Origin of the sequence: Lysinibacillus sp. FSL M8-0337 (genome assembly GCF_038593855.1) — a bacterium.
Lineage (GTDB): Bacteria > Bacillota > Bacilli > Bacillales_A > Planococcaceae > Lysinibacillus > Lysinibacillus sphaericus_D.
In genome coordinates this window covers 3,348,027-3,366,064 of record NZ_CP151996.1, presented here as the reverse complement: position 1 = coordinate 3,366,064, position 18,038 = coordinate 3,348,027, and the positions used below count along the sequence as shown (strand labels likewise).

18 protein-coding genes are annotated in these 18,038 nt (G+C 37.9%); 17 read left to right on the top strand and 1 reads right to left on the bottom strand.

All coding sequences use genetic code 11. The annotated features are described in order from the left end of the window. Window positions 1-43: 43 nt before the first annotated feature. The 6 genes from MKY08_RS16295 to MKY08_RS16270 all read left to right on the top strand — a co-directional run bounded on the left by MKY08_RS16295 (window position 44) and on the right by MKY08_RS16270 (window position 6,034). Window positions 44-685, top strand: coding sequence for a GntR family transcriptional regulator (locus tag MKY08_RS16295; protein ID WP_025220305.1), 642 nt, complete (start codon window positions 44-46; stop codon window positions 683-685). Between the two features lie 21 nt (window positions 686-706). Continuing rightward, window positions 707-1,564 (top strand): acetyl-CoA carboxylase, carboxyltransferase subunit beta, encoded by an 858-nt coding sequence (accD, locus tag MKY08_RS16290; RefSeq protein ID WP_024363800.1) that lies wholly within the window; start codon window positions 707-709, stop codon window positions 1,562-1,564. Next, window positions 1,557-2,513 carry an acetyl-CoA carboxylase carboxyltransferase subunit alpha gene (locus MKY08_RS16285; RefSeq protein ID WP_024363801.1) on the top strand — a complete coding sequence of 319 codons (957 nt, stop codon included), beginning with the start codon at window positions 1,557-1,559 and terminating at the stop codon, window positions 2,511-2,513. The genes accD and MKY08_RS16285 overlap by 8 nt, the downstream gene beginning before the upstream one ends. Before the next feature lie 227 nt (window positions 2,514-2,740). Beyond that, window positions 2,741-3,700: a 6-phosphofructokinase gene (gene pfkA, locus MKY08_RS16280; RefSeq protein WP_069513750.1), complete on the top strand. Its 960-nt coding sequence runs from the start codon at window positions 2,741-2,743 to the stop codon at window positions 3,698-3,700. A gap of 27 nt (window positions 3,701-3,727) precedes the next feature. Beyond that, the gene (gene pyk, locus MKY08_RS16275; RefSeq protein WP_069513748.1) at window positions 3,728-5,488 is read left to right on the top strand and encodes a pyruvate kinase; all 1,761 of its coding nucleotides are present in this window, start codon (window positions 3,728-3,730) and stop codon (window positions 5,486-5,488) included. 156 nt (window positions 5,489-5,644) lie between these two features. After that, window positions 5,645-6,034 (top strand): FxsA family protein, encoded by a 390-nt coding sequence (locus MKY08_RS16270; RefSeq protein ID WP_024363804.1) that lies wholly within the window; start codon window positions 5,645-5,647, stop codon window positions 6,032-6,034. Here MKY08_RS16270 and MKY08_RS16265 read toward each other — a convergent pair. Then, the gene (locus tag MKY08_RS16265) at window positions 6,018-6,983 is read right to left on the bottom strand and encodes an AI-2E family transporter (RefSeq protein WP_069513974.1); all 966 of its coding nucleotides are present in this window, start codon (window positions 6,981-6,983) and stop codon (window positions 6,018-6,020) included. The genes MKY08_RS16270 and MKY08_RS16265 overlap by 17 nt on opposite strands. Before the next feature lie 252 nt (window positions 6,984-7,235). Between MKY08_RS16265 and citZ the strand changes: the two genes are divergently transcribed. The 11 genes from citZ to MKY08_RS16210 all read left to right on the top strand — a co-directional run bounded on the left by citZ (window position 7,236) and on the right by MKY08_RS16210 (window position 18,006). Then, window positions 7,236-8,351: a citrate synthase gene (citZ, locus tag MKY08_RS16260; RefSeq protein ID WP_024363806.1), complete on the top strand. Its 1,116-nt coding sequence runs from the start codon at window positions 7,236-7,238 to the stop codon at window positions 8,349-8,351. A gap of 80 nt (window positions 8,352-8,431) precedes the next feature. Next, window positions 8,432-9,694 (top strand): NADP-dependent isocitrate dehydrogenase, encoded by a 1,263-nt coding sequence (gene icd, locus MKY08_RS16255; RefSeq protein ID WP_069513745.1) that lies wholly within the window; start codon window positions 8,432-8,434, stop codon window positions 9,692-9,694. Window positions 9,695-9,872: 178 nt separating this feature from the next. Then, window positions 9,873-10,811 (top strand): malate dehydrogenase, encoded by a 939-nt coding sequence (gene mdh, locus MKY08_RS16250; protein WP_024363808.1) that lies wholly within the window; start codon window positions 9,873-9,875, stop codon window positions 10,809-10,811. A gap of 188 nt (window positions 10,812-10,999) precedes the next feature. Next, window positions 11,000-11,440, top strand: a complete 441-nt coding sequence (locus tag MKY08_RS16245; protein ID WP_024363809.1) for a MaoC/PaaZ C-terminal domain-containing protein — start codon at window positions 11,000-11,002, stop codon at window positions 11,438-11,440. 55 nt (window positions 11,441-11,495) lie between these two features. Next, on the top strand, window positions 11,496-12,212 hold the full coding sequence (locus tag MKY08_RS16240; RefSeq protein ID WP_024363810.1) for a response regulator transcription factor: 717 nt from the start codon (window positions 11,496-11,498) through the stop codon (window positions 12,210-12,212). Further along, complete coding sequence (locus MKY08_RS16235; protein ID WP_069513743.1) at window positions 12,209-13,762, top strand: ATP-binding protein; 1,554 nt, start codon at window positions 12,209-12,211, stop codon at window positions 13,760-13,762. Before MKY08_RS16240 ends, MKY08_RS16235 begins: the two co-directional genes overlap by 4 nt. Before the next feature lie 243 nt (window positions 13,763-14,005). After that, window positions 14,006-14,371, top strand: coding sequence for a CidA/LrgA family holin-like protein (locus MKY08_RS16230; protein ID WP_069513741.1), 366 nt, complete (start codon window positions 14,006-14,008; stop codon window positions 14,369-14,371). Then, entirely contained in the window at window positions 14,368-15,087 is a 720-nt protein-coding gene (locus MKY08_RS16225; RefSeq protein WP_069513739.1) for an LrgB family protein, read from the top strand. The genes MKY08_RS16230 and MKY08_RS16225 overlap by 4 nt, the downstream gene beginning before the upstream one ends. Before the next feature lie 134 nt (window positions 15,088-15,221). After that, entirely contained in the window at window positions 15,222-16,208 is a 987-nt protein-coding gene (gene hflK / locus MKY08_RS16220) for an FtsH protease activity modulator HflK (RefSeq protein WP_069513738.1), read from the top strand. Then, window positions 16,208-17,209 (top strand): protease modulator HflC, encoded by a 1,002-nt coding sequence (locus MKY08_RS16215; RefSeq protein WP_069513736.1) that lies wholly within the window; start codon window positions 16,208-16,210, stop codon window positions 17,207-17,209. Before hflK ends, MKY08_RS16215 begins: the two co-directional genes overlap by 1 nt. A gap of 365 nt (window positions 17,210-17,574) precedes the next feature. Beyond that, complete coding sequence (locus tag MKY08_RS16210) at window positions 17,575-18,006, top strand: hypothetical protein (protein WP_024363816.1); 432 nt, start codon at window positions 17,575-17,577, stop codon at window positions 18,004-18,006. The last annotated feature ends 32 nt before the right edge of the window (window positions 18,007-18,038 follow it).

Sequence of the window (18,038 nt, the reverse complement as noted above, 5' to 3'; positions counted from 1 at the left end):
CTAAAAAGTGGTCAGACCACTTTTGACAACGGGAGTTAATCATATGGATAAACAAACCGAACAAAAAAAAGTGTTTTTAGAAATCGTTCAGCAATTGCGTCAACTGATTCGAATGGAAAAAATTCAAGCGGGAGAAAAGCTTCCTTCTGAACGTGTATTATCAGAAAGGTTAGGTGTTGGGCGATCCTCTGTAAGGGAGGCACTGCGCAGTTTAGAGTTACTTGGACTCATAGAAACACGCCACGGTGGGGGTACATTCCTTGCCTCAACACATAAGCATCAGCTTGTTGAAGTACTGTCGATGTTTATATTAGAAGATGAAAAATCAAAAAAAGATGTCGAATTAACGCGACAAATTCATGAAAAGGAAGCAATTCGCGTAATAAGTTGTACAGAGATTCTTCGTACACTACCTGTGTGGGACAGTTTTTTTGTGAAGCTGGAGATTGAAGGAACAGTCAATTGTCGCGATGTGTTACGAGAAATAATTATTACATCAGGCAATCGGCTTTCGCTGAAAATCTGGTTTCAACTTGCAGCTTATGACGGTGACCGTTTAAATCGAAACTCAACGGAAGATGAAAAACTTATCCTTCAAACAATGTTGAAGTCGATGCAGCTTGGTTATGAAAAAGAAGCTTTACGAGCTTACGAGCAGTGGATGGGTACTGGTCAAACTTTTTAAACAACAAAGGGGGAGTCAAACATGGCAATACGCGACATATTTAGCGCAAATCGAAAAAAGAAACAGGATGGTCAAGAAAAGGCATTTCCAGAAGGACTCATGACAAAATGTCCAGAATGCCGCCATATCCAGTTAACAAAAGAATTAGAGAAGCATCACAAAGTATGCACGAAATGTGGTCACCATTTTAAAATGACGGCACAGGAGCGTGTAGCAGACTTCTTAGATGAAGGTTCGTTCGTTTCTATGGACGATCATTTACAAACAAGCAATCCACTAAATTTCCCTGCCTATGTAGAGAAAATTAATGCGGATCAACAAAAAACAGGTTTAAATGAAGCGGTATTGACAGGGTTAGGCACACTGGATGGGGAAGAGATTGTCGTTGCCATTATGGATTCTCATTTCCGTATGGGGTCAATGGGCTCTGTTGTTGGAGAAAAGATAACACGCGCTGTTGAAAAAGCAACAGCATTACGTGTACCATTTATTATTTTCACTGCAAGTGGTGGCGCACGAATGCAAGAAGGTGTTTTATCGTTAATGCAAATGGCAAAAACGAGTGTGGCGTTAAAACGTCATAGCGATCAAGGGCTATTATTTATTTCTATTTTAACGCACCCAACGACAGGCGGTGTTTCTGCAAGTTTTGCCTCAGTGGGGGATATTAATATTGCGGAACCTCAAGCACTTATCGGCTTTGCAGGTAGACGTGTAATTGAAGAGACGGTAAGAGAAAAACTACCGAATGATTTCCAAACAGCAGAATTTTTATTAGAACATGGTCAACTAGATGCCATCTTCCATCGCAAAGATTTACGTAAACAAGTAGCTGTGCTTGTAAAAATGCATACGAAGGGTGGCGTACAACATGTCTAAAAATTTAGCCTTTGAAGAACCAGTAGTACAATTACGTGAAAAAATTGATGAATTAAAAACGATTGCTGCTGATGCGGATGTAGATATGACCGGTGAGATTGAAAAGCTGGAAACACGTTTAACGCAATTGGAGCAATCAATCTATGCCAATATGAAGCCGTGGGATCGAGTGCAAGTGGCACGTCATCCAGAACGACCAACAACGTTACAATATATTGAAGCGATGTGCGAAAACTTTATTGAACTACATGGTGATCGTACGTTTGGAGATGATGCGGCGATACTTGGTGGGATTGCTCTTTTTGAAGGACAACCTGTCACTATCATCGGTCATCAACGTGGCAAGTCTACAAAAGAAAATATTCGTCGTAATTTCGGTATGCCACATCCAGAAGGCTATCGTAAGGCGTTACGCTTAATGAAACAAGCTGAAAAGTTTAATCGTCCAATCATTTGTTTTATTGATACAAAAGGTGCTTACCCAGGGAAGGCAGCAGAAGAACGTGGTCAAAGTGAAGCGATTGCTCGTAATCTAGTAGAAATGGCAGGGTTATCCGTACCGGTTATTAGCATTGTTATAGGAGAAGGTGGTAGTGGCGGTGCTTTAGCTTTAGGTGTAGCAAACCGTGTGTTCATGTTAGAGAACTCTACTTATTCAGTTATTTCTCCAGAAGGTGCGGCTTCAATTCTATGGCGTGATGGTAGTCTTGCAAAGCAGGCGGCTGAGGCAATGCGCATTACTGCACCTGATTTAAAAGAGCTTGGTGTCATTGATGGGATTATTCCTGAAATCACTGGCGGTGCTCATCGCAATGTAGCAAAACAAGCTATGTATATAAAGGAATGTATTAGTGACACACTAAAAGCGTTGAATTCTTTAAATGGTGAGCAACTAATTGAAGACCGCTATGAAAAATTTAAAAAAATCGGACAATATACAGAAGTGTAGACCAAACACATAACAAAGCGCTGACTGTCTAAACGTTAATTTATAACGAAGAATTTTTAAGAAATGTTAAATTTTAGATGCTTTGTGATGGGAAGAATGTGTGAAAGCGCATTCTTTTCATTTTTTATGTAAAAGTTATGTTTTTCTAACGTCAGAACCCTTACATAGTTTGTTTTTTCATGTTAATGTGAATAATATTAGATAACACTGCAGGAGGTTGTTCGACAATGAAGAAAATTGCCGTATTAACAAGTGGTGGAGATGCACCTGGCATGAACGCAGCCATTCGAGCAGTCGTTCGTAAGGCAGCTTATCATGGACTAGATGTTGTTGGAATTAAGCATGGCTATGAAGGTTTAATTAAAGGATCTTTTGAGCTACTTGATTTAGGCTCTGTAGGTGGCATCATTCAAAGAGGGGGTACGAATTTATTTTCAGCTCGTTGCCCTGAATTTAAAGAGGATGCTGTCCAACAACAAGGTATTGCTAAAATGCGAGAAGCAGGTATTGAAGGTCTAGTTGTTATCGGGGGTGATGGTTCCTATCGAGGTGCAATGGACCTTGTAAAAAAAGGTTTCCCAGTTGTTGGTGTGCCTGGAACGATTGATAACGATGTTCCTGGAACAGAATACACAATTGGCTTTGATACTGCGCTGAATACAGTCGTTGATTCAATCGATAAAATTCGTGATACGGCGACTTCCCATGAAAACTCTTTTATTGTTGAAGTTATGGGGCGCGATGCTGGTGATATCGCATTATGGGCAGGCCTTGCAGCAGGTGCTGAAACCGTCTTAATTCCCGAGGAAGATTATGATTTAGACGACATCGTATCGCGTCTAGAGCGTGGTGAAGCACGAGGGAAAAAGCATAGTATCATTATTGTAGCAGAGGGTGTAATGTCAGGAAGCGATTTGGCAAAACTACTAAAGGAAAAGACGGGAAAAGAGACGCGTGTTTCAGTTCTTGGTCATATTCAACGCGGTGGTTCTCCAACAGCACGTGATCGTGTCCTCGCAAGTCAATTTGGTGCACATGCTGTAGAATTATTAATGGAAGGTAAATCTGGTCGAGCTGTAGGCATACGCAACCATACAGTGATTGACTATGATATGCCAGAAGCTTTTGAAAAGCATCATGAGTCAGATGTAAGCTTGTATACTTTAATGAAAGAACTATCAATATAATTTGGCGTAAAACGGAGTGGGCAGAAAATGAGAAAAACAAAAATCGTATGTACAATTGGTCCAGCAAGTGAGTCACCGGAAGTTTTAGAAAAACTAATTGAGGCAGGTATGAATGTAGCCCGCTTAAATTTTTCACATGGTTCACATGAAGAACATGAAGTGCGCATTAATTTAATACGTGAAGTTGCAGATAAGTTAGGAAAACCAGTAGGTATTTTGCTCGACACAAAAGGACCTGAAATCCGTACGCATAATATGCAAAATGGAGAACTGCATTTAACAGCAGGTCAGGTAATCGATATTTCGATGACAGAAGTAGAAGGAACAGAGGCTAGCTTCTCTGTTACGTATGATCGACTAATCGAAGACGTAGAACAAAACTCCATTATTTTATTGGATGATGGTTTAATTCAATTACGTGTGCTAGCAACAGATACGGAAAAAGGGCTTATCCACACAATCGTAGAAAATGCTGGGGTCTTAAAAAATAAAAAAGGTGTTAACGTCCCTGGCGTTTCAGTGCAATTACCAGGTATTACTGAAAAAGATGCACAAGATATATTATTTGGTATTAAGCAAGGTGTCGATTTTATTGCCGCTTCATTCGTTCGTCGAGCGAAAGATGTATTAGAAATTCGTGAATTACTTGAGCAAAATGGTGGTAGTCATATTCAAATTATCCCAAAAATCGAGAACCAAGAAGGTGTCGATAATATTGACGAAATCATTTTAGTATCAGATGGATTAATGGTTGCACGTGGTGACCTTGGCGTAGAAATTCCAGCCGAAGAGGTACCTTTAGTTCAAAAGAAATTAATTCTAAAATGTAATCAAGTTGGTAAACCAGTTATTACAGCTACTCAAATGTTAGACTCAATGCAACGTAATCCTCGTCCAACACGAGCAGAAGCAAGTGACGTTGCGAACGCCATTATTGATGGAACGGATGCGATCATGCTATCTGGTGAAACAGCAGCAGGAATTTACCCAGTGGAATCTGTACAAACGATGAATAAAATTGCACAGCGTACTGAAAATTCATTGGATTATAAAGCAATCGTTTCAACACGTAGTCGTGAAAAAGAAGCGAATATGACAGAGGCTATTTCTCAGGCAGTAGCTTACACTTCGATAAACTTAGGCGTAAAAGCGGTATTGGCACCGACAGAAAGCGGAAATACAGCGAGAATGATTGCAAAATATCGTCCTGGTGTACCAATTGTTGCTGTTACGGGCTCTGCTAATACAGCCAATACACTAACGCTTGTGTGGGGTGTCTATCCTGTAGTATGTCAACGTGTTACAACGACAGACGAAATTTTAGAACTGGCAGTAGACGAAAGCTTAAAACATGGCTATGTCACACATGGTGATGCAGTTGTGATTACGGCTGGTGTTCCTGTTGGTGAAGCAGGTACTACAAACTTAATGAAAGTTCACATTATTGGTGATCTACTGGCGCGCGGTCAAGGAATCGGCAAAGCGTCTGTAATCGGTAAGACAGTCGTAGCAAAAAATGCGGCAGAAGCATTAGCATATGACACAGATGGCTGCATTTTAGTAACGTTAGGTTCAGATCGCGATATGATGCCAGCGATTGAAAATTGCATCGGCCTTATTACAGAGGAAGGCGGACTGACTAGTCATGCTGCTGTTGTAGGGCTAAGCCTTGGTATCCCTGTAATTGTCGGCGTAAAAGAAGCGACAACATTAATTCGCCACGGTCAGGAAATAACAATGGATGCTGAAACAGGTGTTATTTATAAAGGACATGCAAGTGTACTTTAATAAATAATGACAAGGCTCTAGTAGGGGGAACCGTACTAGAGCCTTTTACATAACAAGTGAAAAATAGTATTTACATGTATTTGTTTTTTAGATGAAACTTATTGGGCTATAATAACGTATAGAAGGTATAGCTTTTTCAATAGAAAGGAGAAAAATATGAAAAAATTTTTTCTTAGTTTTGTTGTATATGCATTAGCCGAACTGGCGTTATTAATAGTTATTGGTCAAAATATTGGCGTTTTCAATACATTATTACTTGTTGTCGCAACGACAATTATTGGTATTTATATAGCGAAAAATAAAGGTATTAATTCCGTGAAAAACGTAAAACATATGGTAGCACGAGGAGAAGCTCCGGGACCTGCATTAGTCGATGCAATGTTGAATTTTAGTGGCGGTGTACTTTTAGCACTACCAGGTTTTATAACAGATGTTATCGGGTTGTTATTGCTGTTACCAATAACACGGAAATTATTCCAACCGCTCGTATTTTACTGGATGCGTAAAAAAATGAAAAAAGGACAATTTATCATTGTTCAAAAATAGATTTTTCTTTCAACTTAACAGCTAAAAATAAAAATAGTGGGCTAAGTAAAATACCATAAAAGCCGAATAATAAAATGGAGGCAGCGCTGATGAAAAACGTGTGAAATGTTCGCAATTGCAGTGTGTTCGACCAAAGCATAGATTCAGCGAGCTGCCTTGTAAGTTGGACAAACAAATACAATAGTAAAATGGCGACACATAAAAAGGTATTACCATTAAAATAAAAGTAAATGCTCATTGGAACAAGAAAAACGCCAATGCCGAAAAAGGGTAGTACGTCCGCAAAAGCAACAATAAATGCTTTCGTAATAGCTTGTTCAAATTGGAATATCATAAAGCCAGCGCAAAGAATGAGCAGTGTAATCGTAAATAACTGAAATTCCACAAATACAAAGTAATGAAACAGTTGCATAACTTTAGAAAAATGAGATTGCCATTCATTTCGATATTTTTTAGGGGCATATTGGAAAAACCAATAACGAGATTTCCTTGTTTCTAATAAGGCAAAATAATATGCAACAAGAAATATAAAAACTTCAATGACGTGCTTCATAAATATTTGAAATAAATTTGCTGTATAAACGACGATTGAATCAAAAATAGACAATGATTTCTCCTGTAAAAACTGCATGAAAATGGATTCATATTCAGTAAATAATGGGAAGTTTTGGAGTGTGTCTCGTATTTCTGGAAAGATGAGTATTATGCTGTTTATTGATATAATAATGAGGAGAACAATGCAAGAAAGTATCAATATTTCAACGATAATAGCGGCAATCCAATAAGCGATTTTACAGTACTTATGAAGAAAATTTATTATAGGATATGTGGTAAATGATAAAAATATAGCAAGAGATACAGGTAATACGAACCAAAGAATTACTAAATAGAAAATAAACCAGAAAACATTAATAGTTCTTTCGTATGAAAAATATTTAATATTCCTCATTTTTACAAAATCACCCCGATTCAAATGAAAAAATATTGTCAAAATATACAAAACACCCTCTTTAGTACGTATATATAGTCGCTCGTCCGACTTTTTCTTTATTTAAAGGATTTTCATTCACAAAGCTGTCAAAAATGATTATAATAGCAATGTAAGCGATTTACTTAATGGTTCATGTGAGCAAAAAACGTAAATGCTATGTTTGAAAAAGCGTTTACAATAAAAATTATTAGTATGAGGGAGCGATAATTTATGTCAGCAACAAAAGGTTTAGAAGGTATCGTAGCAGCGGAATCTAAAATCAGTTCAATTATCGATGACACACTTACATATGTTGGTTACAACATTGATGATTTAGCAGACAACGCATCATTTGAAGAGGTAATTTACCTACTATGGCACACTCGTTTACCTAAAGCGGACGAGCTTGCTGAGTTAAAACAACAATTAGCAGACAACATGTCTATTCCACAAGCAATTGTAGACCAATTCAAAACGTACCCACTTTCAACTGTACATCCAATGGCTGCACTTCGTACGGCAGTATCTTTACTTGGTGTATTCGATGAAGAAGCGGATGTGATGGATCCAGAAGCTAACTACCGTAAAGCTATCCGTCTACAAGCTAAAATTGCAACAGTTGTGACTGCATTTGCACGTGTACGCAAAGGCTTAGAGCCAATCCAACCAAAAGCAGAGCTTAGCTATGCAGCAAACTTCCTATATATGTTAAAAGGCGAAGAGCCAGCAGCAATCGAAGTAGAAGCGTTCGATAAAGCATTAGTATTACATGCTGACCACGAATTAAATGCCTCTACATTTACAGCACGTGTATGTGTAGCTACATTATCAGATGTTTATTCTGGCGTAACTGCAGCTATCGGTGCATTAAAAGGACCACTTCATGGCGGTGCAAATGAGCAAGTTATGAAGATGTTAACTGAAATTGGTTCTCTTGAAAACGTTGAATCTTACATTCAAAATAAATTAGACAACAAAGAAAAAATCATGGGCTTCGGTCACCGCGTATACCGCAAAGGCGACCCACGTGCACCACACTTACGTGTAATGTCACAAAAGTTAACTGAACTAACTGGTAAACCAGAACTTTATCAAATGTCAGTTAAAATCCATGACATGATCGTTGAACAAAAGAAATTACCTGCTAACGTAGACTTCTTCTCTGCATCAGTGTACGATTCTTTAGGTATCGATCATGACTTATTCACACCAATTTTTGCAGTTTCACGTACTTCTGGTTGGGTAGCACATATTCTTGAACAATATGCTAACAACCGCCTAATCCGTCCACGTGCAGAGTATGTTGGACCAGGCATGCAAAAATATGTTCCAATCAGCGAGCGCTAATTTGGAATTTATGCTAGAATATTTGGGACTGTGTTACCTATAACACAGTCCTATGATTATGAATTTAGGAGGCAACATCCATGTCAAACAAAATTGTAGTTGAAAACGGCGTACTTAATGTACCAAACAACCCAGTAATCCCATTCATCGAAGGTGATGGAATCGGTCCAGATATTTGGGCAGCAGCATCTCGCGTAATTGACGCAGCTGTAGAAAAAGCTTATAACGGCGAAAAGAAAATCGAATGGTTAGAAGTTTTAGCTGGTGAAAAAGCATTCAACCAAACGGGTGAATGGTTACCACAAGATACTTTAGACAAAATTAACGAATACCTAATTGCAATCAAAGGTCCTCTTACTACACCAATCGGTGGTGGTATCCGCTCTCTAAACGTAGCATTACGTCAACAACTTGATTTATATGTTTGCTTACGTCCAGTACGTCACTTTGACGGAGTACCTTCTCCAGTTAAACGTCCAGAAGACGTTGATATGGTTATCTTCCGCGAAAACACAGAAGACATCTACGCAGGTATCGAATTCGAATCAGGCTCTGAACAAGCTCAAAAAATCATCAACTTCCTACAAACTGAATTTGGTGTTAACCAAATCCGTTTCCCAGAAACTTCAGGTATCGGTGTAAAACCTGTATCTAAAGAAGGTACTGAGCGTTTAGTACGTTCTGCTATCGAATATGCAATTAAACATAACCGTCCTTCTGTGACTTTAGTTCACAAAGGAAACATCATGAAATTCACTGAAGGTGGATTCAAAAAATGGGGTTATGAATTAGCTGAAACTGAATTTGCTGATCAAACATTCACTTGGAACCAATATGATGCAATCAAAGCTGACCAAGGTGAAGAAGCAGCAAACAAAGCACAAGCAGAAGCTTTAGCAGCTGGTAAAATCTTAGTAAAAGATTCAATCGCTGATATCTTCTTACAACAAATTTTAACTCGTCCAACTGAGTTTGATGTAGTAGCTACAATGAACTTAAATGGTGACTATATTTCTGATGCATTAGCTGCTCAAGTTGGTGGTATCGGTATCGCTCCAGGCGCGAACATTAACTACGTAACTGGTCACGCGATCTTCGAAGCTACTCACGGTACAGCTCCAAAATATGCTGGCTTAGATAAAGTTAACCCATCTTCAGTATTACTTTCAGGTGTATTAATGCTTGAACACTTAGGATGGCAAGAAGCGGCTGACATGATCACTAAATCTGTAGAACAAACAATCTCTTCAAAAGTTGTAACTTATGACTTCGCTCGTTTAATGGACGGCGCTACAGAAGTGAAATGTTCAGAATTCGCTAACGAACTAATTAAAAACCTATAATTTTTACGAAATAGCGTAAAAATGATCACTGTAACAATCCGGAATGTGTCAACAGACGTTTGTTTCATGTAAAATTGGTTTGCTACAGTAATATTAGTACCTGGTTTAATCGAGGGAGAGAGAATTTATTCTCCTCCCTTTTTTAGCATATATCCTAAATTAAAAGGAGCGTATTCAAATGACTTTGAAACGTAAAAAAATCTCAGTAATCGGTGGCGGATTCACCGGCGCAACGGCAGCTTTTTTAGCAGCACAAAAAGAACTTGGCGATGTTGTATTAGTTGATATCCCACAAGCTGAAAATCCAACAAAGGGTAAAGCTTTAGATATGTGGGAAGCTGCGCCAATACAAGGTTTTGATTCTTTTGTAAAAGGTACTTCTAACTATGCAGATACTGCTGATTCTGATGTAGTCATCATTACTGCAGGTGTCGCACGTAAACCTGGCATGAGCCGTGACGACTTAGTTCAAATCAACCAAGGCGTTATGAAAACTGTTTCAAAAGAAATCGCTGCTCATTCACCAAACGCAACCATTCTCGTATTGACAAATCCCGTTGATGCGATGACTTACACAGTATTTAAAGAAACTGGCTTTCCAAAAAACCGCGTAATCGGACAATCAGGTGTACTTGATACCGCTCGATTCTGTGCTTTTGTAGCTGAAGAGCTAAACATCTCTGTAAAAGACATTACTGGTTTTGTATTAGGTGGTCATGGTGATACAATGGTACCACTTACTCGTTATTCTTTTGCGGGTGGTATTCCTTTAGAAACTTTAATCGCTCCAGAGCGTTTAGCAGCAATTGTAGATCGCACGCGCAATGGTGGTGCAGAAATCGTCAACTTACTTGGTAACGGTTCCGCATACTATGCTCCAGCAGCAGCACTTGTTGAAATGGCTGAAGCAATCATTAAAGATCAAAAGCGTATACTTCCATCTATCGCCTACCTAGAAGGTGAATATGGTTACAATGATATTTATTTAGGAGTACCAACATTACTTGGTGCAAACGGTATTGAAAAAATCTTTGAACTGGCATTAACGGATGAAGAAAAAGCTGCATTAGATAATTCTGCTGACGCTGTCAAAGCAGTTATGAAAGTTTTAGCTTAATCAAAGTTTATGAAATCGAGTAAGATTCATTCTTACTCGATTTTTTTATGCAGAAAAATATTAAAAAAAACCACTTTTGTACTTTATACTATGCCTAGTTATAAAATGGTTATTCTGCTTTTCGTTGTACTTTTAGAATAAAATTGATACTATGAAGGTAGTATGATAGAAAAGGGGTTGGCGTATCTTTGCTTCAAAAGAACAGTAAGCTTGGTCTCACTATTGATGAAATTACAGTTGGCGAGAAAATTCATATTACTGAAAAAATAGAAGATAAGGATTTATTGCTTTATTTAGGACTTACAAATGATAGTAATCCATTATATATTCAACATGAATATGCAGCGATGACGCCTTTTAAAAAGCCAATTGTACCAACTATTATGTTAAATGGCATAATTACGTCAGCTGTCTCAAAGTATATACCTGGACCAGGAGCGCGTATTATCGAACAACATTTAACGTATTTAGGACCACTCTATCATTATGAATTATTTGATACGTTTTTAGAGGTAACAGCAGTCAATAAAGTACAGAATACTATTACTGTATCTGTGCTCTCCTATAATGAACAAAAGCAGCTTGTAATTGAAGGTACATTGCTGGTGACACCACCACTGGCATTATAGCGAGCGTCTTAAGATTTGAAATGGGGGTTTCAAATCACTAACGGAGGCAATATACATGACAAAGACAATTTTAGTTGTAGAAGATGAGTTTTCTATTGCGACCTTATTAAAATATAATTTAGAACAGGCGGGCTATTTAGTTGAGACGGCAGCCGATGGTCTAGAAGGGCTAAATAGAGCCATGGAAATCCAGCCCGATTTAATCCTTTTGGACTTAATGCTTCCAAAGTTAGATGGTATGGAAGTTTGTAAGCAAATTCGTCAACAACGAATGAATACACCGATTATTATGTTAACAGCAAAAGATGATGAATTCGATAAAGTACTTGGTTTGGAATTAGGCGCTGACGATTATATGACAAAGCCTTTTAGTCCACGTGAAGTATTAGCACGTGTTAAAGCGGTTTTAAGACGCTTTACACAAAATGTTGTGATTGAGGATAAGGATGCATCTCAAGAAAAAATGTACGAATTTGGACAATTACGAGTATTTCCTGAGCGTTTTGAAGTATTTTTACAAGAGGAAGCATTGGAATTTACACCGAAAGAATTTGAGTTGCTTATTTATTTACTCGAAAACAAAAACCGTGTCTTAACGCGCGATCAGCTTTTAAGCGCTGTTTGGAAGTATGATTTTGCAGGCGATACTCGTATTGTAGATGTGCACATTAGTCACCTCCGCGATAAAATTGAAGAAAATAGTCGTAAACCGATGTTTATTAAAACAATTCGTGGTCTTGGCTATAAATTTGAGGAGCCGAAAACTTCATGAAATCAATGAGTAACCGCTTATTCTTGACATTCATGCTCTCACTCGGAACGATTCTAGCTGTCCTAATGATTGTTATAGGTCAGCTTTTTCCTGTTTATGTAGAACAATACAAAGAGCAGGCGAGCTCATCAAGTCAAGAAGCAATCGAAAAAGTACTAGAGGAACGCCATATTACTTTATCTGAGGAAGATAAAAAAGCATTAGTTGCATCTCAAACAATCGAAATACAGGACTCGCTCTTGTCATACGTGCGTGCTCGTCTGTATGGTGTTTTGGCGATATTATTTACGATTACGCTGTTATTAATAGCCGTTGTAAGTCGTTATATGATTGTCAATTTCACCGCGCCGATTGATAATGTAACCGAAACGGCACTGGAATTAGCAAAGGGAAATTACCGTGCTCGTGCACACGAAAATGAGCAGGAACGCATGATGCCTCTCAGTCATTCCATCAATATTTTAGCGCGTAATTTACAGGATATTACAACGATTCGTGAAGTAGAAGAAGAAAGACTAAAAACGTTAATTGAAAACATGGGAAGCTCACTTATGATGATTGGACGTGAAGGAAATATTTCAATCGTCAACCGCGTGTTTTTAGAGCGCTTTGGCATGCAACTAGAGGATGTACAAGGAAAAGTTTTTCGTACGATTGGTTTACCGAAAACGCTTGAGCAATTTATAGACCACGTATTTTTAACAGAAATGCCCTATCGCCAACAAATAAAAATGGAAGTACAGCAGGAATTATATAATAAAGAAGTGTACGGTGCACCTGTTATTGGCGACCACGGACGTTGGCTAGGCGTTGTCATTGTTATGCATGATATAACAGAGCTTGTTCGCTTAGAGCAAATACGGAAAGACTTTGTAGCCAATGTATCACACGAACTGCGTACGCCGATTACATCCATTAAAGGCTTTTCTGAAACACTGCTTGATGGTGCATACAAGGATGAAAAGATGCTGCTGTCTTTTTTAGAAATTATGCATAAAGAGAGCAATCGTCTTCAAATGCTCATCCAAGATTTATTGGAGTTATCTAAAATCGAGCAACATGGTTTCACGGTAAATATTATGCCTATGGGCTTGCAGGATGTACTGATACGTGGTGCAGAACTAACAGGACCACGACTCGATGAAAAAAATATGAGTTTTCATGTGGATATTGCTCGTGATGTGGAAGTAATGGGGGATGCGAATCGCGTTATTCAAATTGTAACGAATTTAATTACAAACGCAATCACCTATTCACCTGAAGATACAACCGTCACAATCCGCTTGAAGGAAAATGATATGTATGGAATTATTGAAATTGAAGATGAAGGTATAGGGATTGAAAAGCATGAAATTGCACGTGTCTTTGAACGTTTTTATCGTGTCGATCGTGCACGTAGTAGAAATTCGGGTGGAACTGGTTTAGGGCTAGCCATTGTTAAGCATTTAGTGGAGGCACATCATGGGCGAATTCAGGTAGAAAGTAAAGTAGGGGTTGGCACAAAAATGATTGTAATGATTCCTAAAAAATTAACAAATTCTTTACAATAATTATATGTAAGGTTCAAAATAGAGGGCTATACTGTTTTATAGAAACCCCCTATTTTGTGAAGACGAAAATAATTTTAAAAAAATCTTGATAACTTGTATGAAGATTTTTATGGTTGCTACTTTAGCTTTCGCCACAGAAGAATCTATTTCCAAATTTATTTTGGGAATGGATTTTTTCTGTTTTACACGTAGTAGATTTAGGTGTAAAGTATAGTAGCATAAAAAATTGAGAGAAGGTTGACCATGAAAATCGTCAAAAGTTTCGTGCAAATTGGCTATCTTTATATAATATTATTTATTGGAAATAGCATTGCTCGTTTACTTCACTTGCCGATTCCCGGTAGTATAATTGGACTTGTTTTATTATTTTTAATGTTACAGTTTCGTCTTATTAAGTTAGAATGGATTGAGTTAGGCGCAGGGTTATTACTTAGTGAATTGTTATTGTTTTTCATACCTTCCGCGATAGGTATCATTGATTATGATGCATTATTTGGTATACAAGGTGTGAAAGTAATACTTGTTATTTCAGTCAGTGCATTTGTAGTAATGTTAGTGACGGGTTATACTGCGCAGTGGTTAGAGAGAAAGAAAGGTGATCCTGCATGAACATAGTGATTGCTGTCATCAGTTTATTAGGGACCATAGCGATTTTTTATGCTTGCAAAGCGCTCTATCAAAAGTATAGTAAAGAATGGCTTACGCCAATTTTGATTAGCCCGTTAGTTATTATTTTATTGTTGCTAGTAACTGGTACATCCTATGAATCTTATAATGCAGGGGCTGATATTTTATCGAATTTATTAGGGCCTGCAACCGTTGCATTTGCTGTACCGATTTATAAAAATTTTGATCTATTAAAAAAACATGCATTTGAAATTGTCCTTAGCATTGCAATCGGGTCAGCCGTTGCAATCGCTTCTTCCTTTATTATAGCGTTAGTAGTTGGGCTAAATGATGAGCTTGTTCATAGTTTAGTGCCACGTTCTGTCACAACGCCTATTGCGATGGATATTTCCAATATGATAGGTGGTTCACCTACGCTTACTGCTGTTTTTGTTATGACAACGGGTATTTTAGCTAGTCTGCTTGCACCAATCGTGATGCGGATATGTCGTTTCCAAAAGCCATCTGCAAGAGGGTTGATGCTTGGCATGGGCGCGCATGGAACGGGTACGTCAAAAGCATTTGAATTAGGGGAACTAGAAGGTACTTTTGCTAGTTTAGCGATGATTGTAGCTGCCCTAATAAGCATTGTGTTGTCAGCTACATTTTTCCCAGTGTTAGAACATTTCGTTATGAATATCCTGTTACCTTCATGGTGACGGGATATTTTTTTGTAATTGTATGTGTGCCAGTCACTCAAACAATTTATCTAATTTTACTTTATGAAATTATTTTGAATCTTTTTAAGAAATATCCCGTATACAATAGTACTAAGCATAAGGGAGGAACAGACATGAGTGTGAAAAGGACACTAATGATGGTAGGGCTTGGGATTTTCGGCATTGTAGCACTAATTGCTGTATTTACTTCATGGTACACAGTCGATGAATCGGAGCAAGCAGTTGTCATCACGTTTGGCCGTGCTGATGAAACGGTAACAAATCCAGGTTTACATTTTAAATTGCCTTGGCCTGTACAATCCGTTGAGATTTTGTCGAGAGAAACATTTAGTTTACAGTTTGGCTATAAGCAAAATAAAGAAGGCGAATTGGAAGCATATGATGTTGAAACGAAAATGATTACAGGTGATGAATATATTGTTCTAACAGATCTTGTAGTGCAATGGAAAATTACAGATCCTAGCAAGTACTTATTTAATGCACAAAATCCAGAAGAAATATTACATAGCGCTACATCAAGCGCCATTCGGTCAATTATTGGTAGTTCAACAATTGATGCTGCGTTAACAGATGGAAAAGCGGATATTGAAGCAAAAACGAGAGAATTGCTTGTTTCACTGATAGAAAAATATGATATTGGTATCGGTGTTCTAGGTGTCAAATTGCAGGATGTTGAACTACCAAATGCAGAGGTACGTGCAGCATTTACAGCGGTAACAGATGCACGTGAGACAAAAAATACAAAAACCAATGAAGCGCAAAAATATAAAAACCAACGCATTAGTGAAGCGAATGGTGAAAAAGATGCCATCATTTCAAAAGCAAATGGTGCAAAAACAGCACGTATTGAACAAGCTTATGGTGATGTAGCAGTGTTCAATAAAATGTATGAACAATATAAGGGCAATCAACAAATAACACGAGAACGTTTAATTTTAGAAACGCTCGAAAATGTTCTTCCAAAGGCACAAATTTATATTATGAATGATGATGGTAGTACGATGAAGTATTTGCCATTACAAGCATTACAACCAACAGCACAACAGGAGCCAAAAGAGCAACAGACACCAACAGACAAAAAAGAAGGGAGCGGTAATTAATGGACCAGAAAAATAAAGATCTTGAAAAATTTCTAAATTTTTTATCAGGGAAATCAAAAAATACTGCTCCAAGTGATGGAGACAATGTTATCAAGATGTCAAAAAAGGGCCCGTTGAATCCTAAAAAATACATTTCTCTTGTTGTCACATTAACTGTTGTATTTGCTATTGCCATTATTCTTTTTGCTAATGTATATATCGTAAAAGAATCTGAATATGCTGTTGTTCGACAATTTGGGGAAGTAGTAAAATTTGAACGGAATCCAGGGCTTAAAATGAAAGTACCATTTATTCAAAGTGTAACAACGCTACCGAAAAATCAAATGACCTATAATATTTCAGAGGAAGAGATTAATACAAAGGACAAAAAACGTATCATTATTGATAATTATGCAGTATGGCGCATTACAGACCCAAAAGCATTAATCTCCAATGCGGGTACGCTGACAAAGGCGGAATCTAGAATGGAGGAGTTTATTTATTCTGTCATTCGAACAGAGCTTGGTCAACTTAAATACGATGAAATCATTAATGATGAAAATTCCTCACGAGGTAGTTTAAATGATCGTGTAACAGCACGTGTGAATGAATTATTGCTAAACGATAAATACGGAATTGAAGTAGTAGATGTACGTATCCGTCGAACGGATTTGCCAGCAGAAAATGAGCAATCTGTATTTACGCGTATGGTTTCAGAACGACAATCAACTGCACAACTATATTTATCAGAAGGTGATGCGGATAAACGCCGTATCGAAGCACAAACAGATAGAGAAGTGCAAGAAATGCTAGCAACAGCCAATAAAGAAGCAGCATTGATACAAGCAGAAGGAGAAGCGGAGGCAGCGAAAATTTACAATAGCTCCTTCTCTAAAGACCCCGAATTTTATTCGCTCTACCGTACGTTAGAATCGTACAAGAAAACCGTTGGTGAGGATACGGTGATTATCTTGCCGTCTACTTCACCGTATGCAAAAGTGTTATCAGGCTATATAGAGTAATACTGGAATCCTTGCAGGGGTTAATAAAGAATATACTAAATATAATAGATAGTACTAGTTGTTAGGAGCTAAGCGGTGACTTCTGCTCTGAACGCACACAGCGTAAGACGCGAGCATTCCGCGCGTTAGCGAGGGTTGTGGCTTACGTGTGCTGTGCAGAAAGCACCGCCGAAGTGGACAACAACGGCACAGCAAAAAAGTGTTAGATTGACGACAATCAATCTAACACTTTTTCACTTTTGACCTTGTAGTAATGCTAGTGTCCAATCTATGAAAATAATTCTAACAAATAATTGGTTGTGTTATAGACTGCTATTTTCTGATAAAATGATGTTGTTTAGAAATGATAGATGGGGGTAATAGCTGTGAAACTAACCATTAGCACGTGGCTCCAAAACCTAGGGATTGCTTGTAGCATCGCATCGTTTTTTACACTTTTCTTTCGTATATCTGATTTTGCTTGGATGACGAACAGTGTTTATCATATACCGGTATTTTTTGTTATTTTATTTTTATTAGGATTAGTCATTGCAGAGGATGTACGCAAAGCTTTTAAAAAAATATTTTGGTACGAGAAACGGCAAGAGAAACGCCCAATTTGGCAGGTGGGCATTGGTTTTATTTTCTTCCTCGCGCAAATCGGCGTGGTCATGGTGTTTAGTGCAGGACTAACACAGTTAAAGCTAGGCGGTATGCCGCTATTTTTTGTTATTGCTTTTATGAATGCTTTCATGATGACAGTTATTTATGAAGAAATTTTCTTCCGTAAAGAAAGAGCTAAAAATGTTAGTCAATAGGAGTAGAGTCGATTGCATGTGCAATTGACTTT